The 21,260-nt window shown below is 54.1% G+C and carries 29 protein-coding genes and 1 tRNA gene; 23 read left to right on the plus strand and 7 right to left on the minus strand.

Annotated features, from left to right (window positions below; translation table 11 throughout):
• The first annotated feature begins 148 nt into the window (after positions 1 to 148).
• From QN379_RS18090 to QN379_RS18150, 13 genes are read left to right on the plus strand one after another with little or no spacing between them, the layout of a single operon-like run.
• Positions 149 to 832, plus strand: a complete 684-nt coding sequence (locus QN379_RS18090; protein ID WP_323507242.1) for a phage baseplate assembly protein V — start codon at positions 149 to 151, stop codon at positions 830 to 832.
• On the plus strand, positions 829 to 1,170 hold the full coding sequence (locus QN379_RS18095; RefSeq protein ID WP_323507243.1) for a GPW/gp25 family protein: 342 nt from the start codon (positions 829 to 831) through the stop codon (positions 1,168 to 1,170). Before QN379_RS18090 ends, QN379_RS18095 begins: the two co-directional genes overlap by 4 nt.
• Positions 1,167 to 2,054 carry a baseplate assembly protein gene (locus QN379_RS18100; protein ID WP_323507244.1) on the plus strand — a complete coding sequence of 296 codons (888 nt, stop codon included), beginning with the start codon at positions 1,167 to 1,169 and terminating at the stop codon, positions 2,052 to 2,054. Before QN379_RS18095 ends, QN379_RS18100 begins: the two co-directional genes overlap by 4 nt.
• Positions 2,047 to 2,616 (plus strand): phage tail protein I, encoded by a 570-nt coding sequence (locus tag QN379_RS18105; RefSeq protein ID WP_323507245.1) that lies wholly within the window; start codon positions 2,047 to 2,049, stop codon positions 2,614 to 2,616. The genes QN379_RS18100 and QN379_RS18105 overlap by 8 nt, the downstream gene beginning before the upstream one ends.
• 4 nt (positions 2,617 to 2,620) lie before the next feature.
• Complete coding sequence (locus QN379_RS18110; protein ID WP_323507246.1) at positions 2,621 to 4,066, plus strand: hypothetical protein; 1,446 nt, start codon at positions 2,621 to 2,623, stop codon at positions 4,064 to 4,066.
• A complete protein-coding gene (locus QN379_RS18115) occupies positions 4,048 to 4,602 on the plus strand; it encodes a tail fiber assembly protein (RefSeq protein WP_323507247.1) in 555 nt (184 codons plus the stop codon). Before QN379_RS18110 ends, QN379_RS18115 begins: the two co-directional genes overlap by 19 nt.
• Before the next feature lie 32 nt (positions 4,603 to 4,634).
• Positions 4,635 to 5,807 carry a phage tail sheath protein gene (locus QN379_RS18120; RefSeq protein WP_323507248.1) on the plus strand — a complete coding sequence of 391 codons (1,173 nt, stop codon included), beginning with the start codon at positions 4,635 to 4,637 and terminating at the stop codon, positions 5,805 to 5,807.
• Positions 5,808 to 5,846: 39 nt separating this feature from the next.
• Positions 5,847 to 6,356 (plus strand): phage major tail tube protein, encoded by a 510-nt coding sequence (locus QN379_RS18125; RefSeq protein ID WP_323507249.1) that lies wholly within the window; start codon positions 5,847 to 5,849, stop codon positions 6,354 to 6,356.
• Between the two features lie 54 nt (positions 6,357 to 6,410).
• On the plus strand, positions 6,411 to 6,737 hold the full coding sequence (locus QN379_RS18130) for a phage tail assembly protein (RefSeq protein ID WP_323507250.1): 327 nt from the start codon (positions 6,411 to 6,413) through the stop codon (positions 6,735 to 6,737).
• Between the two features lie 8 nt (positions 6,738 to 6,745).
• Positions 6,746 to 6,862, plus strand: a complete 117-nt coding sequence (locus QN379_RS18135) for a GpE family phage tail protein (RefSeq protein ID WP_323507251.1) — start codon at positions 6,746 to 6,748, stop codon at positions 6,860 to 6,862.
• Between the two features lie 51 nt (positions 6,863 to 6,913).
• Positions 6,914 to 9,514, plus strand: coding sequence for a phage tail tape measure protein (locus QN379_RS18140; protein WP_323507252.1), 2,601 nt, complete (start codon positions 6,914 to 6,916; stop codon positions 9,512 to 9,514).
• Between the two features lie 21 nt (positions 9,515 to 9,535).
• Positions 9,536 to 10,045 (plus strand): phage tail protein, encoded by a 510-nt coding sequence (locus QN379_RS18145; protein WP_323507253.1) that lies wholly within the window; start codon positions 9,536 to 9,538, stop codon positions 10,043 to 10,045.
• Positions 10,042 to 11,265: a phage late control D family protein gene (locus QN379_RS18150; RefSeq protein WP_323507254.1), complete on the plus strand. Its 1,224-nt coding sequence runs from the start codon at positions 10,042 to 10,044 to the stop codon at positions 11,263 to 11,265. The genes QN379_RS18145 and QN379_RS18150 overlap by 4 nt, the downstream gene beginning before the upstream one ends.
• Positions 11,266 to 11,485: 220 nt before the next feature.
• Here QN379_RS18150 and QN379_RS18155 read toward each other — a convergent pair whose 3' ends face one another.
• The 4 genes from QN379_RS18155 to QN379_RS18170 all read right to left on the minus strand — a co-directional run bounded on the left by QN379_RS18155 (position 11,486) and on the right by QN379_RS18170 (position 14,222).
• Complete coding sequence (locus tag QN379_RS18155; RefSeq protein WP_323507255.1) at positions 11,486 to 12,067, minus strand: PEP-CTERM sorting domain-containing protein; 582 nt, start codon at positions 12,065 to 12,067, stop codon at positions 11,486 to 11,488.
• 608 nt (positions 12,068 to 12,675) lie between these two features.
• Entirely contained in the window at positions 12,676 to 13,161 is a 486-nt protein-coding gene (locus QN379_RS18160) for an SgcJ/EcaC family oxidoreductase (RefSeq protein ID WP_323507256.1), read from the minus strand.
• A 262-nt stretch (positions 13,162 to 13,423) separates the two neighbouring features.
• The gene (locus tag QN379_RS18165; RefSeq protein WP_323507257.1) at positions 13,424 to 13,696 is read right to left on the minus strand and encodes a hypothetical protein; all 273 of its coding nucleotides are present in this window, start codon (positions 13,694 to 13,696) and stop codon (positions 13,424 to 13,426) included.
• A 55-nt stretch (positions 13,697 to 13,751) separates the two neighbouring features.
• Complete coding sequence (locus tag QN379_RS18170) at positions 13,752 to 14,222, minus strand: helix-turn-helix transcriptional regulator (protein WP_323507258.1); 471 nt, start codon at positions 14,220 to 14,222, stop codon at positions 13,752 to 13,754.
• A gap of 71 nt (positions 14,223 to 14,293) precedes the next feature.
• On the opposite strand from QN379_RS18170, the gene QN379_RS18175 reads away from it, so the two are divergent.
• From QN379_RS18175 to QN379_RS18190, 4 genes are read left to right on the plus strand one after another with little or no spacing between them, the layout of a single operon-like run.
• Positions 14,294 to 14,527: a hypothetical protein gene (locus QN379_RS18175; protein ID WP_323507259.1), complete on the plus strand. Its 234-nt coding sequence runs from the start codon at positions 14,294 to 14,296 to the stop codon at positions 14,525 to 14,527.
• Positions 14,528 to 14,537: 10 nt separating this feature from the next.
• Positions 14,538 to 14,735, plus strand: a complete 198-nt coding sequence (locus QN379_RS18180; protein ID WP_323507260.1) for a hypothetical protein — start codon at positions 14,538 to 14,540, stop codon at positions 14,733 to 14,735.
• 39 nt (positions 14,736 to 14,774) lie between these two features.
• Entirely contained in the window at positions 14,775 to 14,963 is a 189-nt protein-coding gene (locus tag QN379_RS18185) for a hypothetical protein (RefSeq protein WP_323507261.1), read from the plus strand.
• Positions 14,960 to 15,217, plus strand: a complete 258-nt coding sequence (locus QN379_RS18190; protein WP_322236725.1) for an ogr/Delta-like zinc finger family protein — start codon at positions 14,960 to 14,962, stop codon at positions 15,215 to 15,217. The genes QN379_RS18185 and QN379_RS18190 overlap by 4 nt, the downstream gene beginning before the upstream one ends.
• Positions 15,218 to 15,408: 191 nt before the next feature.
• Here QN379_RS18190 and QN379_RS18195 read toward each other — a convergent pair whose 3' ends face one another.
• Positions 15,409 to 15,690 carry a hypothetical protein gene (locus tag QN379_RS18195; protein ID WP_323507262.1) on the minus strand — a complete coding sequence of 94 codons (282 nt, stop codon included), beginning with the start codon at positions 15,688 to 15,690 and terminating at the stop codon, positions 15,409 to 15,411.
• 221 nt (positions 15,691 to 15,911) lie between these two features.
• Here QN379_RS18195 and QN379_RS18200 point away from each other — a divergent pair, with 221 nt between their 5' ends.
• The 6 genes from QN379_RS18200 (at position 15,912) to QN379_RS18225 (ending at position 20,016) form a co-directional block, all read left to right on the plus strand.
• On the plus strand, positions 15,912 to 16,085 hold the full coding sequence (locus QN379_RS18200) for a hypothetical protein (RefSeq protein WP_322236721.1): 174 nt from the start codon (positions 15,912 to 15,914) through the stop codon (positions 16,083 to 16,085).
• Positions 16,085 to 16,441 carry a hypothetical protein gene (locus QN379_RS18205; protein WP_322236720.1) on the plus strand — a complete coding sequence of 119 codons (357 nt, stop codon included), beginning with the start codon at positions 16,085 to 16,087 and terminating at the stop codon, positions 16,439 to 16,441. Before QN379_RS18200 ends, QN379_RS18205 begins: the two co-directional genes overlap by 1 nt.
• Entirely contained in the window at positions 16,431 to 18,263 is a 1,833-nt protein-coding gene (locus QN379_RS18210; protein WP_323507263.1) for a replication endonuclease, read from the plus strand. Before QN379_RS18205 ends, QN379_RS18210 begins: the two co-directional genes overlap by 11 nt.
• Complete coding sequence (locus QN379_RS18215) at positions 18,260 to 18,451, plus strand: hypothetical protein (RefSeq protein ID WP_323507264.1); 192 nt, start codon at positions 18,260 to 18,262, stop codon at positions 18,449 to 18,451. The genes QN379_RS18210 and QN379_RS18215 overlap by 4 nt, the downstream gene beginning before the upstream one ends.
• Before the next feature lie 243 nt (positions 18,452 to 18,694).
• Positions 18,695 to 18,916, plus strand: a complete 222-nt coding sequence (locus tag QN379_RS18220) for a DUF4224 domain-containing protein (RefSeq protein WP_323507265.1) — start codon at positions 18,695 to 18,697, stop codon at positions 18,914 to 18,916.
• Positions 18,916 to 20,016: a hypothetical protein gene (locus tag QN379_RS18225; protein WP_323507266.1), complete on the plus strand. Its 1,101-nt coding sequence runs from the start codon at positions 18,916 to 18,918 to the stop codon at positions 20,014 to 20,016. Before QN379_RS18220 ends, QN379_RS18225 begins: the two co-directional genes overlap by 1 nt.
• A 96-nt stretch (positions 20,017 to 20,112) precedes the next feature.
• On the opposite strand, the gene QN379_RS18230 is transcribed toward QN379_RS18225, so the two are convergent.
• Positions 20,113 to 20,188: transfer RNA gene (locus QN379_RS18230), tRNA-His, on the minus strand.
• 121 nt (positions 20,189 to 20,309) lie between these two features.
• Positions 20,310 to 21,152, minus strand: a complete 843-nt coding sequence (gene murI, locus QN379_RS18235; protein WP_322236959.1) for a glutamate racemase — start codon at positions 21,150 to 21,152, stop codon at positions 20,310 to 20,312.
• Between the last annotated feature and the right edge of the window lie 108 nt (positions 21,153 to 21,260).

The raw sequence follows: 21,260 nt of genomic DNA on the forward strand, positions 1-21,260 counted from the left end.
TTAATTGCAGGTGTCTCTGCTGGTACGGTGGCGTGGTCAGTGTTGAAGCACTGTTCACGTCGCCGCGTCTTAAGCGCTACTTTCTCACGCGTGCGCACGGTGCCATAGCGCCTCTGAGCTGATAAGCGGCTTACCAACCCGCTGCCTGATGCGCTGGGGACCACAACGCGGCACCATGCATCGCATGACTGCTGACCTCTCCGAAATCCTCCGCTTACTCCTGAACCTGATCCGTCTTGGCACCATTGCCGAGATCGATCATGACGCGCATCACGTACGGGTTCAGGTCGGCAACAATCTGACCAACTGGCGACCATGGACGACGACGCGGGCGGGTGACGCACAAACATGGTGGCCACCCTCACTCGGTGAGCAGGTTATTTTGCTCTCTCCGGAAGGCAACTTTGACCATGGGGTGATTTTGCCTGCCGTGTATTCTGATCAGTTTGTCCCACCCTCAACCGATCCGGCTCATCACACCACGCGCTATCGCGATGGCGCACTGATCCAGTACGACAGCGTCGCCCACACATTGAGCGCCACCTTGCCGGATGGCACCAGCGTGACCGTCACACCCGGCAAGGTGACCTCCAACGCGGACGACACGGTCTGCACGGGCAATCTCACCGTTTTAAAAAATCTAATTGTGACCGGCATGAGTTCACTCAACGGCGGCATGGCGGTCACCCCCGGTGCGGGTGGTGGTGCGGCGGCCGTGATCAACGGTACATTGACCGCAACCGGCGATGTGGTGGCGGGAAACATCAGCCTGATGAACCACCCCCACGGCGGTATTGAGCGTGGTAGCGACGTGTCGGACGGTCCAAAATGAGCGGCATGCACCGCAGCACTGGCCGTGCATTAACCGGCCTCGCGCATATCCGTCAATCGCTGGCTGATATCCTGACCACACCGATAGGATCCCGCGTGATGCGCCGTGGTTACGGGTCCGAAGTGCCGGATCTAATCGATCAGCCATTACATGGCGCCACGACCTTACGCATTTATGCGGCGACCGCCCATGCGGTGCGCCTGTGGGAACCCCGCATTAATTTAACCGGCTTACAGCTACAGCGCGACGCCGATGGCAAAGCGACCCTGCTGCTCGATGGCGTGGCCGCTGAACAAAGTGTGCAACTGACGGTGCCGGTTAGTCAGGGTGGCGTATGAGTACCTCGGCGATTGACCTCTCGCGCTTACCGGTACCGAACATCGTCGAAGCGCTGGACTTCGAGACTATACTCGCTGAACAGCTGGATGACCTGATCGTTCGGGACGCGACCTTCGACGGCTTGCAGGAATCCGATCCGGCCATGAAGGTTTTACAAGTCACGGCTTACCGCGAATTACACATACGCCAGCGCGTCAACGAAGCGGCCCGCGCCCTGATGCTGGCGTATGCAATGGATAGCGATCTGGATCACCTGGGCGCATTGATGGACGTGCCGCGTCTGGTCGTCACGCCTGCCGATCCCGACAAGGGAACCGATGCGGTGATGGAATCGAATGCAGATTTGCGCAAGCGTATCCAGCTGGCTCCGCACGGCTTCTCGGTCGCCGGTCCGGAAGGCGCGTATATCTTTCATGCACTCGGTGCCGATGGCCGCGTGCTGGATGCGTCGGCGACCAGTCCGTCTCCAGGTGAAGTGATCGTCACCATCCTGTCACGCGACGGTGATGGAACGGCCACACCCGATTTACTGGAACTTGTTGCGTCACGACTCGGGGCCGACAACGTGCGCCCGCTCACCGATTACGTCCTGGTCGAATCGGTCGAGATTGTGCGCTATCAGGTTCGCGCCACCTTGTTTACGTTTCCCGGTCCGGATGCGACCGTCGTCCTCCTGGAAGCACAGAAGCGCATGGCGCAATACGTGATCGATACCCACCGCATCGGACGCGTGCCGACCTTGTCAGGCATCTATGCCGCCTTACACGTCGACGGCGTCGAACGCGTGGAGTTGACATCGCCCACCACGGACCTCCCGGTGACACGCCGACAGGCACCGTTCTGCGACGATATCGTAGTCGACTATGGCGGTGTGTATGAATAAGCCGGTTCCTTCATCATATCGGTCGTTACTGCCACCCAACACCACGCCACAGGAACGCGCACTGGAAGCCGCGACCGCCCGCATCTCCGCTGTCCCAGTGCCGTTACGGTCGTTGTATCAGCCGTACGCCTGCCCCATCAATTTACTGCCATGGCTGGCGTGGCAATTGTCCATCGACAGCTGGAAACCGTACTGGAGCGAAGAAGTCCGGCGCGCCCGCGTGCGCAGCGCCATGGCAATCCACCGCCAGAAGGGCACCGCCCAATCCGTCAAAGATGTGGTCGCCGCGTTCGGAGGCGCGATCCTGCTTAACGAATGGTGGCAACAATCGCCCAAGGGTGAACCGCACACCTTTGATTTGCTGATGACCTTGAGTGGCGCAGGCGGCGCATCCGCGACCGCTGCCTTTGTCGACGACGTCATCGCCGAAGTCAACCGGACCAAGCCGGTGCGCAGTCATTTTACGTTCACCCAAGGGTTGAATACCTTTGCTGCGATTGCAGTCGTCACCGCGCTGCGTCCTGTGATCTACGCCCGACTACACCTTACGGAAGCACCCTAATCCTATGTCCGGAATCTCCATCATCACCACCAAAGCCGGTCGCGCCGCCTTAGTCAACGCCGAACACAACGGCACCGCACCACTGACCGTAACCCATATTGGTCTCACCGCCGCCGTGTTCACGCCCGACGACGACCTGGTTGATCTACCCGGCGAATTCAAACGGCTCGATACGCTCTCAGGGGAAGTCGTGGCTGCGGACACGATCCACGTCACCATCCGCGACGATGGCACCGACACCTATACGGTGCGCGGGATCGGCTATTGGTTGAGTAATGGTGTCTTGCTTGGTGTCTACGGTCAGCCTGACCCGATCCTGGAGAAGTCCGCGCAGTCGATGCTGCTGTTGTCGGCCGACACGATTTTTACGACGATTGATGTCACCAATTTAACCTTTGGCAACGCCAATTTTACCAATCCCCCGGCCACCACCTCCCGCCAAGGCGTGGTCGAACTGGCGACTTTTACTGAGACCGTGGCAGGAAGCGATCCGACCCGTGCGGTGACGCCAGCCGGACTGACACCGGCGCTGGCCAACGCTATCGATCACCACAAAGAAGAAATCGATCCGCATCCTGGTTATCTCACTGATGCACGGGGTGACGCACTGTATTTCCGCACACTCGACGCCGTGACCGACAGTGATACCGATTGCGACACGTTACTGACGACCGGCGTACGCGACGTGCTGGTGGCCAATGACCGCGGCATCCTCGCGGCCACCCATTTACCGCTGGACGGCGATGGCTTTGGTACGCTGGTCACACTCGTCGGTGGTCAGTTTGTACGCCAGCTCTATACCGAAGGCGGCATCACGCAACGTAGTTGGGAACGCACCGGCTTTACCGGACAGGAGCCGACTTTCAAGGGCCGTGCATGGAAACTAATATGGGACACGGTGACGTTTGATCCTGCTCACAAGCAAGACACGCTCGGATATACGCCGGTCCAGCAAGGCACCGGCATCGGACAGACCCAGAACCCGGTCAAGATCGGCTGGAGCGAGAACGACGGTCTGAAGGTGACGGTCGATGTTTCCGACCTTGGCACGCTGGTGTTGCAGAGCGCGCTCAACGATGCATTGCGCTACAAGGTCACCGGCAACGCAAATATCCGGCTGCAATGGGACGGACGCGGCGGTCAGCCGACGTGGGTGCATGGCGGCTATGACAATCCCAGTGATTGCGCGTTGTTTAATCCAGCCACCTTCAATGTCAATTACGCCAATAGTACGAATTATGCCAACAGTGCAGGCGTGGCGACGTATGCCCATCAGCTGGTCGGTGCGGGCCTGCAAGAAAACAGTATCGGCTCCTACCGCTTAAACAAAAACCATGGCTCACCGGAAGTCGGCGGGGCATGGCAGTTACGCGGCTGGGCGTATGACAACGGCACCGGCAACGATGGTGGTATCGGCACACGGGCAGCACTATGGCAAAGGGTCGGATGATGGCAACGCGCAACAAAGTAATAAAAACAAACAAGAACGCTATAGCAACGGCCATGCCGGACGAAGCGACATCACCGGCGTCCATCGTGCCACTGGCGCTGCCGGTCGACCGCTTTACCTACGCGGATGTGCGCACGCCAGTGCGGCAGGCCAACGGGATCCGGTGCGACGTCAAATTTGACGCCAATGAAAACTATTGGTCCTTTTTAGCGACGCCTGACGATGTCGAACCGCACGGACGCGTGATTTATGCCGAATGCAACAGCGGTCGGTGGGGGCCGGTACCGGATTATTACCCGAGCGATGCCGAACTGATCGCCACCGCCATCGAGCGCATCAGCAACGGTTTGCGCATCGCCACCACGGCGATTACCAAATATCAGGACCGGGTCGATATCGACGACACCACACCGGCCGATAGCGCCTTGCTCAAAGCATGGAAAACCTACCGTGTCGGTCTCAATCGGATCATCGACCAGCCCGACTATCCGCATCGTCTGACGTGGCCGGTCTGTCCGGACGTCATCTCTTTTTAATCACGCATTACTTATTACTTACAGGAGTTGTTATGGCAGACGATTATCACCATGGCGTGCGCGTCCTCGAAATCAACGACGGCACGCGACCGATCCGCACCATCAGCACCGCCGTCATTGGCCTCATTGCCACCGCCGACGATGCCGACCCATTGGCGTTTCCGCTCGACACACCGGTCCTGATCACCAACGTGATCGCCGCCCTCGGCAAAGCAGGGAAGACCGGCACCTTACGCCGCACGCTGGACGCCATCGGCCTGCAAACCAAACCGTTCACCATCGTTGTCAGGGTAGCCGAAGGCGACGATGAAGCGGCCACCACCACCAACGTGATCGGCACAGTGACGGCCAGCGGCAAATACACCGGCATCAAAGCCTTACTGGCCGCGCAGGGAAAACTCGGGATCAAACCGCGCATCCTCGGCGCACCGGGACTCGATACCCAGGCGGTGACCAATGCGCTGGTCAGCGTGGCCCAGCAGTTGCGTGGCTTTGTGTATGCGTCGGCGTGGGGTTGTTTGACCAAAGAAGATGCAGTCGCCTATCGCAAAGACTTCGGGCAACGTGAGTTGATGCTGATCTGGCCGGACTTTGTGAGTTGGGATACGGCGATTAATGCCGAGGCCAGCATTCCTGCTGTCGCCTATGCACTGGGATTACGCGCCAAGATCGACCAGACCATCGGCTGGCATAAAACCTTATCGAATATGCCGGTCAACGGCCCGACCGGTATTTCCAGCGATGTGTTCTGGGACTTGCAGGATCCGGCTACCGACGCCGGATACCTGAATGGTAAAGAAGTCACCACGTTAATTAACAATGGCGGCTTTCGCTTTTGGGGGTCGCGCACCTGTGAAGTGCCGGAATTCTTCTTTTTTGAAAACTACACCCGCACGGCCCAAGTGCTGGCCGACACGATAGCGGAGGCGCATTTTACGTATGTCGATAAACCGCTGCATCCGTCGCTGGTAAAAGATTTGATCGAAAGCATCAATGCCAAATTCCGCGACTTGAAAGCACAGGGCTACATCATCGACGGCAGTGCCTGGTACGACGAAGCGTTCAACAGCAAAGACACCTTAAAAGCCGGAAAGCTGGCGATTGATTACGACTACACGCCAGTACCCCCACTAGAAAATCTGGTATTCCAGCAACGTATTACCGACCGCTATCTGGCCGATTTCGCGAGCCGCATCACCGCGTAAAAAGCCGCTACAGGCAACCTTTTATTTGGAGAAAGACCCATGGGCTTACCCAACAAACTCAAAGATTTTAATCTGTTCAACGATGGCGCGTCCTACATGGGACTGGTGCCAGAATTGACGCTCCCCAAACTCAGCCGCAAGATGGAGGAATATCGCGCCGGTGGCATGAGCGGCCCGATCATGGTCGATATGGGGAATGAAGCGCTCACCCTCGAATGGACCGCTGGCGGCTTAATTGTCGACGCCTTAAAACAGTACGCCGCCAAGGCCCACAACGCGGTGCAACTACGCTTTGCCGGTGGCTACCAAAATGACGATACCGGCGAAGTGGCAGCGGTCGAAGTGGTGGTGCGCGGACGCCATAAAGAAATCGATATGGGCTCCAGTAAAGTCGGCGACGACACCACCCACAAGTACAGTACCGCCGTCAGTTATTACAAACTGACGGTCGATAACGTCGATCTGATTGAACTCGATTTTATGAACTGTATCGAGAACATCAATGGCGTGAGTATGAACGATGCGTTGCGTGCAGCCATCGGTTTGTAAACACCAGGTCAACCGTATCAACCCTTTATTTATTCCATTTAAAAAGAGCACACCATGTCAGCCGTCAAAACTTCCGTCGCACCTTCCACCAATCACGTCACCGTCATCCTGGACGAACCATTACAGCGCGGCGACACCGTCATCACCGCGATCCAATTACGCAAACCAAAAGCCGGAGAGTTGCGCGGTGTCTCGCTGGTCGATGTTGCCAACCTCGATGTGATGGCATTACAAAAAGTGTTACCACGCATCACGCAACCAATTCTCACCACGCAAGATGTCAACAATCTGGATTTAGCTGACCTGATGGCTTTAGGGGCCGAGGTGGCCTATTTTTTAGCGAAGAAAGCGGATCGGAACATGGTCTCCCCGACCGCGTAGAAAACGCGATGGCCGATATCGCCGTGGTGTTCCACTGGGACCCGGCGGCGATGGCAGATTTTACGTTAAACGAACTGATGGACTGGCGCGAACACGCTCGATTACGCAGCACCGCAGAGCAATAAATAAAGAAGTTATAGAAAGCAACCATGGCGGACCTCCGACTCCAAGTGATCATGACCGCGCTCGACAAAGTCACCGGTCCGCTCAAAAAAATACAGGCCGCAGCATCGCCGACCGCGAAAGCCATCAAAGCCACCAGTGACCGCCTCAAAGAACTGGGTGGCCAGCAAAAGAAACTCAATGCATTTTTAGAACTCAAGCGCGGCCTTAAAACCACGTCGGTCGAACTACGCAATGCGCAGCAGCACGCCAAAGCCATCGGTGATCAACTCGGTACGCTGACCACCCAAGCGACGCCGGCCGCTGCCGCAGTAAAAAAACTGAGCGCCGAATACAAGAAGTCACAAGCCGTCGTTGAAAAATTGAAGAACACCTACCGCGCCAATCTGGAAACCAATAAGCAACTCAACACCGCGCTCACCGCCACCGGCATGAGTACCAAAAATTTAAGCAAGGCACAGACGTGGCTCAAAGATAGCGTGGCCTATGCCAACGCCGAATTAGCGGCGCAACAAAAGAAACTGACCAGCATTGCACGACAGCAAGAGCGCATGGGCGCAGCACGGCAGCGCCTGCATACGACCCGTGCCACCGCGGGCAATGTCGCCATGGCGGGCGCAGGCATGACCGCCGCAGGCGTGGCCAGCGGTATGCCTATCCTTAAAACGGTCAAGGACTTCATGCGCTATGAGGACAGCATGGTCGGGATCGCCAAACAGGTCGACGGCGCACGCGATGGCAATGGCAAGCTGACTGCCACCTATTACGACATGGGCAGCGCGATGCGCGAACTGGCGACCCGCATTCCGATGGCGACGACGGAACTGATCGACCTGACCGTGGCCGGTGCGCGCATGGGCATTCAGGGCAAAGACAATCTGCTGGCCTTCACCACCAATACGGCCAAAATGGCGACGGCGTTTGAGATGCCTGCGGGTGAAATCGGCGACCAGATGGGCAAGATCGCCGGGATTTTTAAAATCCCGATCCAGAGCCTCGACAAACTGGGAGACGCGATCAATTATCTGGACGATAACGCGATCTCCAAGGGGGCCGATATCATTGGTGTGTTACAAGGCGATCTGGCCGGTGCCGCGTCCACCATCGGCCTGTCGGTAAAAAATGCCGCTGCCTTGGCGTCTACGCTGCTAACACTGGGCGAATCCCCTGAACGGGCCGATACCGCCTCGTCCGGCATGCTGCGCCAGTTGCAAATAGCGAAAATGAATCCTGAACGGTTTCAGGTCGGTGCCAGGATGATCGGCATGCGCAGTAAAGATTTACAACTTGGCATGATTACCGATGCGCAGAAGACCATCCTGACGGTGCTCGATAAGATCAACGCACTACCGACCGAATCCAAGATGGAAGCGGTGACCCGTTTATTCGGCAAAGACTGGGGCGGCGCGATTGCCAAGCTGGCCGGTGGCGTCGGCGAATACCGGCGACAGTTAGAACTGGCCAATGGTGAAGCCGCCAAGGGCAGTATGGACCGCGAGTTTCAGGCGCGGCTCGATACCCTATCGGCCAAATGGCAACTTTTACAAAACAAAGTATTCGGCTTCTCGGCCATGACCGGCAGCACCTTAAAACCGGCACTGACCGACATCATGGAGACGGTCGGACGGGTGACCGAACGCCTGTCCATATGGATCGAAGCGAACCCGCAACTGGCGGGCACGCTCCTCAAAATTGCCGCCGTGCTGGCCGTCATACTGGTGGTGCTGGGCGTGCTGGCACTCGGTATCGCTGCCATACTCGGCCCGTTTGCGATCATGCGCTTTGTGCTGAGCGCCATCGGGTTACAAGGTGGGATCGTGATTCCGGTATTAAAAGGTATCGGCGCAGCCTTGCTGTTTGTCGGCGGTGCCATGAAAGGCGCGTTCCTCTTCCTGCTAACCAATCCCATCGGCTTGACCATCCTCGCCATTGTCGCGGCGTTAGCGGCACTCGCAGGAGCGGCCTATCTGATCGTCAACAACTGGACGTCGATCAAGAGCGTGTTATCCGATGCGTGGGCAGGCATTGCCGCCGTGTTTAGCGGTGGTATCGGTGCCATCAGCGCCCGGATTCTGAACTGGTCGCCGCTCGGGCTATTTTATACCGCCTTTGCGGGCGTGCTGCGCTGGTTCGGGATCGATCTGCCCGCCACCTTTACCGGTTTTGGTAGCAACATCATGCACGGCTTAGTCAACGGCATGTCCGGCGCACTGGGGGCAGTCAAAACGACGATCACCGGCGCGGGAGCAAGCGTCATTGGCTGGTTCAAAGACAAGCTCGGCATCCGCAGCCCGAGTCGGGTCTTTGCGGCATTGGGTGACGACACGATGCAAGGTCTTGCCCTCGGTCTGCAGCGCAGCGAAGATGCACCCGTCAGGCAGGTCGGTACTATGGCAAAACGCCTCACGCAACTCGGCGCGGGTATTGCCATCGGTGCTGCCGCCATCCCCGCGATGGCGTTTGATACCCGCCCACCGATGGCAGCGCGTGCCAGCAACAGCGGCACCGTGTTCCAGGGCGACACGATCCAGATCATCATCCAGACCACACCCACCATGGATGGCAACGCGATTGCGCAAGCGGTGGCAAAAGCACTCGACCAGCGCGACCGCGAAAAGCGCGCACGTCAGCGTTCCAGCCTCCATGACTATTAATTTACTATAAGGACTTACCGCATGATGATGGCCCTCGGCATGTTCGTCTTTAGCCTCCCCACGCTGGCCTATCAGGAACTGCAACGCCAGACCGAATGGAAACACGTCAGCAACGCCCGTGTCGGGGCGCGTGACGCGTTTCAGTTCACCGGCAAGGGCGACGACACCATCACGCTCTCCGGCTGGATAGCGCCCGAACTGACCGGTTCGCTCTATGCGCTCGATGCATTACGGCTGATGGCCGACACCGGCAAGTCATGGATTCTGATTCAGGGAACCGGACGGATTTATGGTGCCTATATCATCACCAGCATGACCGAGGGTAAAACGCATCTCGGAGCCGACGGCAATCCGGGCCGCGTCGAGTTTGCGATCACCCTCAAATGCACCGATGACGATGTGCGCAATACGTTGCGCAATCTGGGTAACATCGGCACGCTGCGCGATATGCTCACCCTCGATGGGCTGGCTAACAATGTGAACGCGGTCAATGGGATTGGTGGCATCGTAAGTGGACTAGTCAACCGATGAACGATCTTATCCCAGACTTCCGTGTCACCCTAGATGGACGTGACCTGACCGCCATCATCCGTCCACGCCTGATCAGCCTCACGCTGACCGAATGCCGCAACGAATCCGCCGACCAGCTCGACCTTGCGCTCGACGACACCGACGGTCAACTTGCTATTCCCTCCAAAGGCGCAAAGATCCATTTACACATCGGCTGGAAACATAGCGGCCTGGTCGACAAAGGCACGTTTACCGTCGATGAAGTCGAACACAGCGGCGCACCCGACACCATCACGTTACGCGCACGGACTGTCAACCTGATCGACACCTTTCGGCAAGTCGAAGAACATAGCTTCCATGACACCACGCTCGGGGCGATCATTGAAGTCATTGCGTTCCGGCAGCAACTCATAGCCGGTATTACCGACGGATTACGTCAAGTCGTGGTCAAACACATCGATCAGACCCGCGAGAGTGACGCGGCGTTTTTGCGCCGACTCGGCAAGCAATTCGATGCGGTCGCCACCGTCAAAAACGATACGCTGATCTTTATGCCCGCCAGCCGCAGTCAGACTATGTCCGGTAAACCATTACCCCCAATCGATATCACGCGCCAACTCGGTGACAGCCACCGCTATCACAGTGCCGAACGCGATAGCTATACCGGTGTACGAGTGTTCTGGCAGGATGACAAGCAAATCCTGCGTCGTAGCGTGGTGGCAGGCACGGCGGGCAACGCCAAACGTCTGCGCACCACCTATGCCAACGAAGCGGATGCCCGCACGGCAGCGGTCGCGGAATGGCTGCGCATCCAGCGCGGGCTGGCGACATTCGAACTGACGCTGGCCGTAGGTAATCCAGAACTGATGCCACAGTCACCGGTCACGGTATCGGGCTTTAAAGCAACCATCGATCGCGTGGACTGGCTGACAGCGAAAGTCACGCACAGCATCGGCAGCAATGGCTTTACCACCGCCATCGAACTGGAAACCAAAACGGAAGAAGCGGAAGTGGAACGCGAAGAACAGACCGACCCGGATGACGGGATCACTGGCGTCACGGCAGCGTGGCGCGATAAGGTCAGCAAGTACCAAGGGGAAGAACTGGCGGGCGCTCGTGGCAATACGAAAGCACTACAACACCTCTACGTCAGCAAGCAAAGCGCTTCCCGCGCCGCCAAACTCGAATGGGAGAAAATACGGGAGCGGCGGGAGATTATTGAAGAAAATAGCACGCAATGAAGTGTTTGTAGATGGAGGCAATGCACAAGATTCTTTTGTGTATTAGCTTGGATCAATCGCGATAGGTGGAATATAACAACACTCTGAGAGTATTTTAAACAAAGGATCAATGATTTTCAATATTAAAATGTACCGTCAAAGGTACTGTCAAAAGTAATTCCTTAAACCTTAAAAAGCAAAAAACCCGCACAAAGCGGGCGTAGAGCAAACCGTGGTGATTTTACGCGTTTTTGTTATTCGAGGCTTTACGACGGGATACTGCAAATCCGAACAATCCGAAACCAAACAATGCGAGTGTGGCTGGCTCTGGAACCTCTCCTGAAAAGATATAAGTGTCGCCAGAATAAAGACCATTAAAACCAAAATGTACCGAGTTAGGGCCAGTCGAAGTAATATTATCCAGGCTGGATGAGGTAGTTGGGTATGTTGTTGTATAGGAGGAGAGGGAAAGCAAGGGCACTACCGACGAGGCAAAACTTAAGTCGAAACCGAATCTTCCATTTCCGGCAGAAATGTTGCCATTCCCGTTTCTTGTACTTTCGGTCCAAGAAAGTTTGATTCCATCGTCAAAAACATCGCCCATCATATTCCAAATTTGACCAAAAACATCGGTCCCCTGACCACTGAATTCAACATTGTTACCAACGGTGCTTGGAGAAGAGAACACGACAGGTGTATTAAAAGCAAAATTATTATAGGTCAGCGTTGCACTGTCTCCGATGAAGCTCGCTTGAGCCATCAAAGGGAAAAAGGCGGCCACGAGGGTAATCGAAGCAATAAGGGATGACTTGGATAATTTCATAATGTAGGTGCAAATCCAGAATTGGTTGGAGAAGGCTTTATCTAAGCAAAAATCGAACCAGATAAATATCCTTATATTTATCAGATACTTAACTTCTATTTATTTTAGAAATTATTTTTTATGTAAAAAAATCCGACAAAAACATATCCTCATCAATCTTATAGATCTGTCACACTTTCGAAAACGACCGTATTTGAACAGGTAAAAAACTACATGATTTTTACGTTCATAAAATAGCCTTTTACATTTTGCTCATGTTCATATGTGTTCATGTCCTTAATGAAAGTGTTTAGACGCTCTTGTACGTTAATGGATAAGTTCGGATATTCGAGTTCAGGTGACATAAGTGTCGTAGTTCAAACAATATATGACACTTGTACGAATCTCCGTACGAAACGATCCAGTACGACCACACAAAATTGACTAGCTCGTTGCCTGCAATGCAGCGTAAGTGGTTTGAAGATTTGCTGTAGCGATCGGCATCAGCCGCATCAAAGCGACCAGACATGTTTCGCAAAGCAGACGGCCAACGGTTGAGGTGTGCGGCAAAGGAAAAAGCGCAGCCTGTTAGCCGTCTGCTCGACCGGAGTGCTGTGCTCGTTAATACCTCAGTTCTTCTCTGGCATTGCGGAAGAGTGGTGACTTGTAATCAACCACTGCTTTCCGTCCCACTTATAAGTATATGTAAAGCGGGCCTTGACTTGAGCGCCAGTAGCACCAAAGGTAAACGTATAAAGTCCAACGTCAACCGCAGTGTTACAACCAATTTCTATTGTTCTAGAGTCAATCTTTCCCACAGGCTTGTTTTCTAGGAAGTGCTGGAAGTAGTCTTCCTTATCGGCCTCAGTTAGTCGCGGTTTGTTCGACACGGTGGCAAGGAGGACAGAGCGCTCGGCGTAATTGGCGACAACTTTTTGGGGATCGCCGGTCTGCAGCGAGCGATTCCACCGGTCAAACAAAGCCGAGATTTCTTGCTCACTGGTCGCTTTGCAAACTTCCGTTCGTGCTGACGCGTACCCGGATTCAGATGGGGCTGAAGCGCAGCCTACAAGAACGAAGGCAAAGGCTGCTGACAGTATAGAATTGTTTCTCATTGGCGATCCTCTAGGGGAAGTAGAAAAAAGACAGCGGCATAATCAAATATGTCCGAATGAGAATGCCGTACAACGTTTTTCAAAAAAACGTGCAGCTCCCGTGTAGCTTGGCTTGGATAAGATATGCAGAAATTTCGAATGCATAAAAATTATCAAAAGAATCACTACAATTGTTATTCTACTATCTATTTTCCTATCATAGGGAGATATCAAGCGGCAACGATTAATTTAGTGGATATAACACGTAAAGAGCTGTGAAATATTAGCGGATCCGCGATCTTTCAATCTGGTACCACTGCGGCGTGAGGCTCTTGCCGGGACTCAAACACTCCAAAATCTGGCCGGTGACCAACATCTTGGCGCGTCCTACGGGATAGTCTTTGCGCTCTACCGTGCAAACCAATAACGGCGGCATGACCCCTGCATCTGCGTCTGGCGATATCTGATACATCGCCCAACTGCTGACCAAGGTTAAAACAACCAGGACGATGGATAGGGGTTTATCGAGGAGGTGCGATTGATGTAAATCACCCATCACTACTTGGCCAACGTCACCTTGAAATGCTGGCCTGTTGCTGGCTAATAGACGGTCACTCTGGAATAGTATTTTTCTTTTTTTTCCGACCACCCATATTAATCGTTTGGGGAGCGTTTATTCCGCCGGTAATGTGCTGCGCGATCTTGCCGTGAAACTGCACGCTACCAATGTTATGCCTACCTGATACGATAGGTTGTGCTGCGGACGTCGTGCTGACGACATCCAACATACCGAGCATATTTGCTTTAGCGCGAATATCCAAGCCACGATAACCCGCAAGTAACTCCGCCTCGTCAGGTGCGAGAGCATTCGATGACCTTACGCCAGTGAGGACATATTGAACGTCCCCACCTACTGCAGCAAATGCACTTAATGCATCCCCACCGGGTACTGCTTGGCCGCGCTCATACTTGCTCGACATTTCCCTGCGCACGCCCATACGATCAGCCATTTCTTGCTGAGTAAATTCAAGACGATCCCGCTCTTCGCGCAGACGCTCACCACAATTAGCGTTAAAAGACACAATATTTCCTTGACTCTGTGCATTTAAATGCACATAATTACGCCATCCCTAGCAATGACGATCATTACACCATGAAAATACAACAAAAACTTAGTCGTTCCCCAAAAGGCGTTCTTGGCGGCCCGCTCTACCTTCGTCTTAAGACCGAAGAGATGGCCCGCGTCGAGCAACATGCCGCCGCTGATAATCGGTCACGTGCTAATTTTTTACGCATTGTGACGTTGCTCGGTCTGGACGCGTACGAGAAAGAAACCGCCCGTTTGTCCGATCTCTCCACCCAGTTGACCTCTTCCAGTCATCCATAAAGGACGCGTCATGTATCCCGACACCAAGCGCATTCGCCATAACCGGCTGACCCTTCGTTTTGATGATTACGAGCATGACCTGATTCAGGCACTTGCCAATTATCAGGGCGAACAGCCGTCCACTTTGCTGCGCCAGATGGTATTGCGTGAAGCAGCGTTCGCATTAGGCCTTGGCGACAAGGACATAGTAGTCGGCAATGCGGCCTAAACCCAGACCGCAGTGCGCTAACAAAGAGCCGACGAAAAGATGCCAGATCAAGAAATTATCGTGACCGATGCAGAACATGACTTGTTGGAACGTGTGCGCCAGCAGCAAGGGCTGCACAGTGTGGAGCAAGCGGCAGAGTGGCTGGTGAAGTCGCGCATACGTAAGCAATCGAAGCAGATATCCGGCAGAGGCCGGGCGCTGTATGCGGTGGACAGGAAGCCATTATGAGAGTCATCAGTTTGCCTTGCCCCCATTGCGGCGAACGGGTGCGCGCCGCTAAAAGCCGCACGATGTCGAACCTGATGAAAGAGATCACGTACATGTGCCAGAACCCGGAATGTGGTCACACCTTTGTGGCGAGTCTCGAAGTATTGCGCACGTTATCGATGTCCGCGATTCCGAACCCAGATGTACGGATCCATTTGTCGCAGCACGTCCGCAACGCTTGCGCCAATCAACTGGCGTTATTTAAAAGTGAATGAGGCCGTCATGACTGCTCACCACCTTACTGCGCCTTCGTAATTATCCGCTAGCGAGCTTCCCTTTTTACGTTGTAGCCGGTCATGCCTGAATTCAGGCATGCGGGATTTTTTCGCCCTTAAATAAGGAAAACACGATGGAATATGTGAATACCCCAGTACTGCAGGATCAGGACAGCACGAAAAAAATGGCGTTAGCGTGCGCTAAAGATAGCGTCATAACCATCCTGTGGGTGGTCCAGGGCTTCCAGCTCATCGATCATATTGAGTTCAACCAATTGATAGATGGCATCCATAAACAGCGTCAGTCCGGTGACGCCGATAACACGGTAGATCTCGCCCTGTTCGTTACGGATGCCGATGATCATTCGTTCTTTTCTGACGGCACTTATTTCCAGGGAATGCGGTTTAAGTTTGTTGAGAATTTCAGCGTCAAATTTCCCAATTTGTTGAGTGGCGATGAGGGTAGTTTTCAAGAGATGCCTTCCGTTGTTTTAAAAGACGTACCACGACCAGACTTGGCCAGGTACGCACGCAAGTATCTCCGCAAGGAAACTATGTTCAAGAAAACAGCTCACGTGATAGCTGACTCCCTATGAAAACCCATCTTAAAACTTTTGGCTCCGGCCTGTTGTGTGGCTTCGTCATGTTTGCCCCGGCCTTTGCGGTCGCGCTCGGTTGGGTTAAGGGCTAGGCCATGTTCGCCAAAAGTACCCATGCCCTCCTGATAGACAAACTGGACCTGCGTAACTGGTTCATGTCCCGAACTCATTTGTTAAGCGACAGCCATCGCATCGCGGTCGGTGAGGTACTCAATGAACAGCTGGCGCTGTACATGGCGCGGCTGGGCGGCATGGCGGGGGTCTGGTGATGGGCGTCTCGCTGATTGATCACCATCCGTCGTTTATGCCGGTCACAGACTTGTTTGCCGTGTGGGATGACGCAACGGCCACGCTGACTACCCCGGATCATGCGCGGGCCAATCTGCTATTAGCGCGGCAGCAGATTAAAACCCGTCAGGATGGATCGCGCTTGCAGCGCCTGACCGCGCAATCGTGGGGAACGACACCCGAACACGCACGGCGCTATGTGCTGTTTGTGGCTGGCCTGTCAATGACACGGTGGGAGAGTCCGATTCATTCTTTTAAGCCATCGGAACGGGCCGCCATTAAGGCGGCGGTCGTGGCCTCGGTCGGCATGTTTGAACGGGTGATGCATGCAGTCTAAACACGTCGTTCTGCCTGCCCGTCAACGGCATTTGACCTTTTTACAATCGGAAGGATTTGCGCCGGAATTGGCGCGGTTGCCTTACAAGTGGCGTAAGCGCGTCATCGGTCAGGCACTCGACAAGATGGCGTGGTCCTCCTGGTACAAAATTTATGAGTCGGTGGCGACGGACTTTGTTCGTGAGTTTGCTGACCGCTATGTGCCTGCTGGCGTCGATCTGTCGCAGCACGATGCGGACATTGTGGCAACGGCGAAGAAAGCGGCAGCGCATGTGGTCGAGGCGTTGTGGGGCGCGCAATCAGACTTGCATGCATTGCAGGTCATCCGCTGCGAATGTGCCGAATACGGGATCGATGCACCGGAATTTGACGAACTCAAAGATGTGATCGCACGGGCGGTGAATCCGCACTGGTGGCGCGGTCAGTTACGTAAGCGCATCGGTCGGGCCTTTGAGGCGGGCAACATCCGCCTCGGCTATGTCCACTATCACGGCGAACCCTATGCCAGCCACGACACGGTGATCGCCCGACTGGCGCAAAACCGCTGTAACGAACTGGCGCTGGACGGCCAGAAATTAGAAAACGAACTCGGTCAGCAATTCACGCTGGCTGAACTGGCCGGTACCACCACGGCAAATAAAGCGATACGACGAGGAGAGTTAATACTGCGATTAAATGGTTTCGAGACCATCGCAAAAGAACTGGGCGATGAAGGCTTGTTTGTGACGTGGACCTGTCCGTCTCACTTTCATGCAACCTTGCATAGTGGCAAGCCGAACCCGAAATTCAGCGGGGCGACACCCCGTGAAGCGAATGCGTATCTGCAGAAAGTCACAGCGCGTTTCCGATCGGCACTGGCACGGCGCGGGATTGGGTTATATGGCTTTCGCATTGCCGAGCCGCATCACGATGCGACACCCCACTGGCACATGCTGTTATTTGTGCGACCGACCGCCAGGTATAAAACGACGCACATTGTGGATGTGGCCAGTCGCGCCACGCGCCTGATGAAGCGCTACGCGTGGACCGCTGAACGGGGCGAACCGGGTGCGTTTGAGCGCCGCCTGGAAGTCGTCCGGATTGATTGGAACAAAGGTAGCGCAGCCGGATATATCGCGAAATATGTCGCCAAGAATATCGACGGCGCACATGTGGGCGACCATAAAACCAAGGATGGCTATGTTGTCGTGCCGGATTGCGTCGGCGACTTAGAGCTGGTCCCGTCGGCAAGGATTGAAGCATGGGCCGCATGTTGGGGCATCCGCCAGTTTCAGCAATGGGGCGGCGCACCGGTAACGGTCTGGCGTGAGTTGCGTCGGATAAAAGACGACATGCTGGTGGAAGCACCGGAACCGATGAAGCGTGCATGGAATGCTGTGCAAAAGATCGAAGGCGAAAAGCGCGCTGACTTTGCTGAGTACATACGGGTGCAAGGCGGTCCCATCGTGCCACGTAAGAATCTGGTCATCACGCTGGCCAAGGACGTCACCACCTGCATCGGACGCTATGGCGAGACGGTTAAGTCGACGCCATACGGTGTGCATTGTGCGGCCTTGTTTGGCGTGGTGTTCAAGTCGGTCAGGCATATCTGGACCCCGGTCGCAACGGCTGCCACCGCATCCGACGGGGCGGCAGTTGCCCTTCCTCGGACTCGTGTAAATAACTGTACGCACCCCGAACCGGCACCGAGAGAAAAACAGCCGGACTGGATGATTCCTGATGTGAACCGACTATCCCAGGACGCAAAATCCACGCTCATTGATGCATGGGCGGCGCTGAAAGCCTGCCCGTATCCCCGAATTTTTGATGAAAGGAAGGAATGATGAAATTGCTTATGCAGACGTGCGTCTTTTTATTCATGGTGTTTGCGGCTTGGGGGATTTCTGACGTGCTGAGTTTGATCCTAGATCGATGGAAATTCGGGTTTCGTGCCTTGATCAATGTGGGCTTGACGCTGACTCTGGTAAGTTCATTGTTGGCCGGGATGTTGTTGGGTGCCGTCAGTGGATAAGCAAATACCTGACATCGGTACCGTGGTCGAATTTGAGAATGACTACGGGCTCCAAACTGGCGAGGTGGTAGGGATCAAACGCGATATTTCGAACGGTAAACAATATGCGCTGGTAGAAATCGGTCCCCGTTCCTGGCAAATAGTAGAAACAAATTCTCTCAAAAGACTATTTCCACTGAGCAGACAAGGATCACCAATATGTTCCTGAGTAAAACTGAGATAACGACTTTAACGGGCCGAAAGATGAATACCTACCTCACTACGACTCAGCTAGCCGCGCTGATCGATTGTAGTCCCACGAGTTACACATGCATGAAAAAGTGGCTGGACAATAACGGCTGGCCGTATGCTGTTGGCAGAATCGGATACCCTAAAGTCAGCCTGGCGTATCATGACGCGAGACTGAGCGGGGCTGCCAACCCAGTACTTGAGGTCGAATTCGAGCCCAACTTCGGAGCACTGTAATGATCGGTAGACGCAACTCCCCTGATGGTCTGCCCTTTCGCTTATACAAGCGGGAGGGCAAGTTCAAGGTCAGCTACTGGTATAAATTGCCCTCTGGATCATGGGCATTTTGCCTATCCGCCCAAGCCAATGATGCCGAAGCCGTGGCCGAGATCCGCAAGATTGCGATCCAGCAAGCCGAAGAACTCAACGGCAATACCGTAAAGTCCGGTACCGTCGCAGACCTGATCGGGCGATATTTTATTTGGCAGTTAGGATTAAAGCTTGGTGACGCCCGCCGCAAAGCGGAATCGACGCTTGATGAAAACCAAAATGAGGCAAAGAAACTGATAATAGCGTTTGGTGCTGCGCCCCCTACGTCGATAAAGCCCAAGCACATTTACGGTTATTTGGCTGCGCGGGCAGATAAAGGTGCACCCGCCAAAGCGAACAAAGAAATCGCCTTGTTATCGGCGATACTTGAATATGGTCGTACCCGGGGTGAATTGGAAATAAACCCATGTCGCGGCATCAAGTACAACCCGACAAAGCCCAGCGATAAATACGTTACATCGCATGATTTGGATTACGCGATGGCAGAAGCCCGGGTTCGGGGCGGCAGTTACCTAATCCTGGCGCTTTGCGTCTATACCGCCTATCTGACGGCCAGCCGCCCTGTCGAAGTGCGTGCACTGACACGCAGCGATATACGCGAAGGCGTCGGCTTGGAAATCACAGTTGGAAAGCGGCGGGCCACACAAGTCGTCAAGCGCAAGCTGATCGAGTGGTCGCCGAAACTGAAGGCCACAATAGATGAAGCGAAAGCATTGCAGAGGACTAGTTCGATGTTAATTTTTGGCAATACTGCAGGGCAACAGTATACCCGCAGCGGCTGGACGACCATCTGGACAAGGTTGATGGTCTACTGCGAAGCCAAGGCCAAACTGGAAGGCGTGACGTTTGAGCGGTTTGCGTTACGCGACATGCGACCGAAAGCAGTGACGGTGCGGAAAACTCGGGGGGATGTGAACATCATCGATGCAACAGGCCATGCGGACGAGCGGATGATCAATAAAGTGTACGATCGACGCACCGTTAAACGGTCCAAATCCACCGAATAGAGAGCATTTCAAAAAATGATCTTCCTAAATTAGGAACTTGATCTTCCTAAAAAAACAAAAAGCCCACTATAAAGTGGGCTAAGTGCTTGATTTTATTGGGGTGGCTGATGGGGCTCGAACCCACGACAACAGGAATCACAATCCTGGACTCTACCAACTGAGCTACAGCCACCACTGTCTTACTATTTCTATTTGATCTTGTGGACCAGAACAGCTCGCTATTATACAAACTAAAATTAGTACTGGCAATTCAAAAATACGAAAATGATGCGATTAATAGCGTTATTTTTTCATCATGGTACCGTCGGGACCTGAAACACCCTCGGTTGCCATCCCAGCAAACTAAAAAAGGTGTTTTTCAGCACAGTTGGCTTGCCAGTGGTGAACGCAGTCAAAGACCCACATTCGGGATTAGTTTGGCCCAAATCGTATTCCGCAAGTATCCGGATCAACTGTTTCGTTACCGCATCGCTGGTGTCGATGAGCGCAACCTGTGTGGAGGTAAGGCGTTTGACAATTTTTTCGATCATTGGCCGAACGAACGGGTAATGGGTGCAGCCGAGCACTAATGTATCAACGTTTTGTTCAATTAAAGGCGCCACATACCGAAATATCATGGAGTCCGTTGTTTCTGTATCCAGTTCGCCTTTTTCTATCTGATCTGCGAGGCCAACGCAGGCTTGCAACGTGAACTGGACGCCTGTTGCGGCTGAAATTTTTTGAGATAACATGTTAAAGCTAGCACTGGACAATGTGCCCTTCGTCGCTAAAACACCAATCTTCTTTGTCGTGGTTTGCAGCGCAGCAGGTTTCAGCCCGGGTTCGATACCAACCACGGCCAACGTGGGATAAGCGCTGCGAATCGCCTTAATTGCAGCGGCCGTTGCCGTGTTACAGGCGACTACTATCGCCTTTGCATTTTGTTCGAGCAGAAATTCAGCGATTGACAGCGACCGTTCCAGGATCGCTTGCTCCGTTTTATCGCCATAAGGCGCATGAGCGGAGTCTGCAAAATACAGCAAATTCTCTGACGGCATGGCGTCACGAATATGACGAAGAACCGATAAACCACCGATACCGGAATCAAAAATGCCAATGGGCCTCTCTTTTTCCATCGGCATTCTCGGAGTCATCATATTGTAAGACTATTAGTAAGGACTATTAACTAAGACTATATAAGAGGCGACAACGCGGCATCACTACGGCCAAATAAAACGCGCGTTCCTGCGTCCTTATAAGTAACA

The sequence above is a fragment of the Glaciimonas sp. Gout2 genome (genome assembly GCF_035018905.1).
Lineage (GTDB): Bacteria > Pseudomonadota > Gammaproteobacteria > Burkholderiales > Burkholderiaceae_D > Glaciimonas.

Excerpts from the sequence above, each read along its gene's own strand:
- QN379_RS18140 (WP_323507252.1), top strand. The coding sequence starts at position 6,914 with ATGACCGCGCTCGACAAAGTCACCGGTCCGCTCAAAAAAATACAGGCC.
- QN379_RS18125 (WP_323507249.1), top strand. The coding sequence starts at position 5,847 with ATGGGCTTACCCAACAAACTCAAAGATTTTAATCTGTTCAACGATGGC.
- QN379_RS18110 (WP_323507246.1), top strand. The coding sequence starts at position 2,621 with ATGTCCGGAATCTCCATCATCACCACCAAAGCCGGTCGCGCCGCCTTA.
- QN379_RS18175 (WP_323507259.1), top strand. The coding sequence starts at position 14,294 with ATGAAAATACAACAAAAACTTAGTCGTTCCCCAAAAGGCGTTCTTGGC.
- QN379_RS18190 (WP_322236725.1), top strand. The coding sequence starts at position 14,960 with ATGAGAGTCATCAGTTTGCCTTGCCCCCATTGCGGCGAACGGGTGCGC.
- QN379_RS18155 (WP_323507255.1), bottom strand. The coding sequence starts at position 12,067 with ATGAAATTATCCAAGTCATCCCTTATTGCTTCGATTACCCTCGTGGCC.
- QN379_RS18220 (WP_323507265.1), top strand. The coding sequence starts at position 18,695 with ATGAATACCTACCTCACTACGACTCAGCTAGCCGCGCTGATCGATTGT.
- QN379_RS18225 (WP_323507266.1), top strand. The coding sequence starts at position 18,916 with ATGATCGGTAGACGCAACTCCCCTGATGGTCTGCCCTTTCGCTTATAC.
- QN379_RS18160 (WP_323507256.1), bottom strand. The coding sequence starts at position 13,161 with ATGAGAAACAATTCTATACTGTCAGCAGCCTTTGCCTTCGTTCTTGTA.
- QN379_RS18115 (WP_323507247.1), top strand. The coding sequence starts at position 4,048 with ATGGCAAAGGGTCGGATGATGGCAACGCGCAACAAAGTAATAAAAACA.
- QN379_RS18165 (WP_323507257.1), bottom strand. The coding sequence starts at position 13,696 with ATGGGTGATTTACATCAATCGCACCTCCTCGATAAACCCCTATCCATC.
- QN379_RS18205 (WP_322236720.1), top strand. The coding sequence starts at position 16,085 with ATGGGCGTCTCGCTGATTGATCACCATCCGTCGTTTATGCCGGTCACA.
- QN379_RS18135 (WP_323507251.1), top strand. The coding sequence starts at position 6,746 with ATGGCCGATATCGCCGTGGTGTTCCACTGGGACCCGGCGGCGATGGCA.
- QN379_RS18180 (WP_323507260.1), top strand. The coding sequence starts at position 14,538 with ATGTATCCCGACACCAAGCGCATTCGCCATAACCGGCTGACCCTTCGT.
- QN379_RS18130 (WP_323507250.1), top strand. The coding sequence starts at position 6,411 with ATGTCAGCCGTCAAAACTTCCGTCGCACCTTCCACCAATCACGTCACC.
- QN379_RS18200 (WP_322236721.1), top strand. The coding sequence starts at position 15,912 with ATGTTCGCCAAAAGTACCCATGCCCTCCTGATAGACAAACTGGACCTG.
- QN379_RS18185 (WP_323507261.1), top strand. The coding sequence starts at position 14,775 with ATGCCAGATCAAGAAATTATCGTGACCGATGCAGAACATGACTTGTTG.
- QN379_RS18120 (WP_323507248.1), top strand. The coding sequence starts at position 4,635 with ATGGCAGACGATTATCACCATGGCGTGCGCGTCCTCGAAATCAACGAC.
- QN379_RS18215 (WP_323507264.1), top strand. The coding sequence starts at position 18,260 with ATGATGAAATTGCTTATGCAGACGTGCGTCTTTTTATTCATGGTGTTT.
- murI (WP_322236959.1), bottom strand. The coding sequence starts at position 21,152 with ATGATGACTCCGAGAATGCCGATGGAAAAAGAGAGGCCCATTGGCATT.
- QN379_RS18090 (WP_323507242.1), top strand. The coding sequence starts at position 149 with ATGCGCTGGGGACCACAACGCGGCACCATGCATCGCATGACTGCTGAC.
- QN379_RS18210 (WP_323507263.1), top strand. The coding sequence starts at position 16,431 with ATGCAGTCTAAACACGTCGTTCTGCCTGCCCGTCAACGGCATTTGACC.
- QN379_RS18105 (WP_323507245.1), top strand. The coding sequence starts at position 2,047 with ATGAATAAGCCGGTTCCTTCATCATATCGGTCGTTACTGCCACCCAAC.
- QN379_RS18095 (WP_323507243.1), top strand. The coding sequence starts at position 829 with ATGAGCGGCATGCACCGCAGCACTGGCCGTGCATTAACCGGCCTCGCG.
- QN379_RS18150 (WP_323507254.1), top strand. The coding sequence starts at position 10,042 with ATGAACGATCTTATCCCAGACTTCCGTGTCACCCTAGATGGACGTGAC.
- QN379_RS18100 (WP_323507244.1), top strand. The coding sequence starts at position 1,167 with ATGAGTACCTCGGCGATTGACCTCTCGCGCTTACCGGTACCGAACATC.
- QN379_RS18145 (WP_323507253.1), top strand. The coding sequence starts at position 9,536 with ATGATGATGGCCCTCGGCATGTTCGTCTTTAGCCTCCCCACGCTGGCC.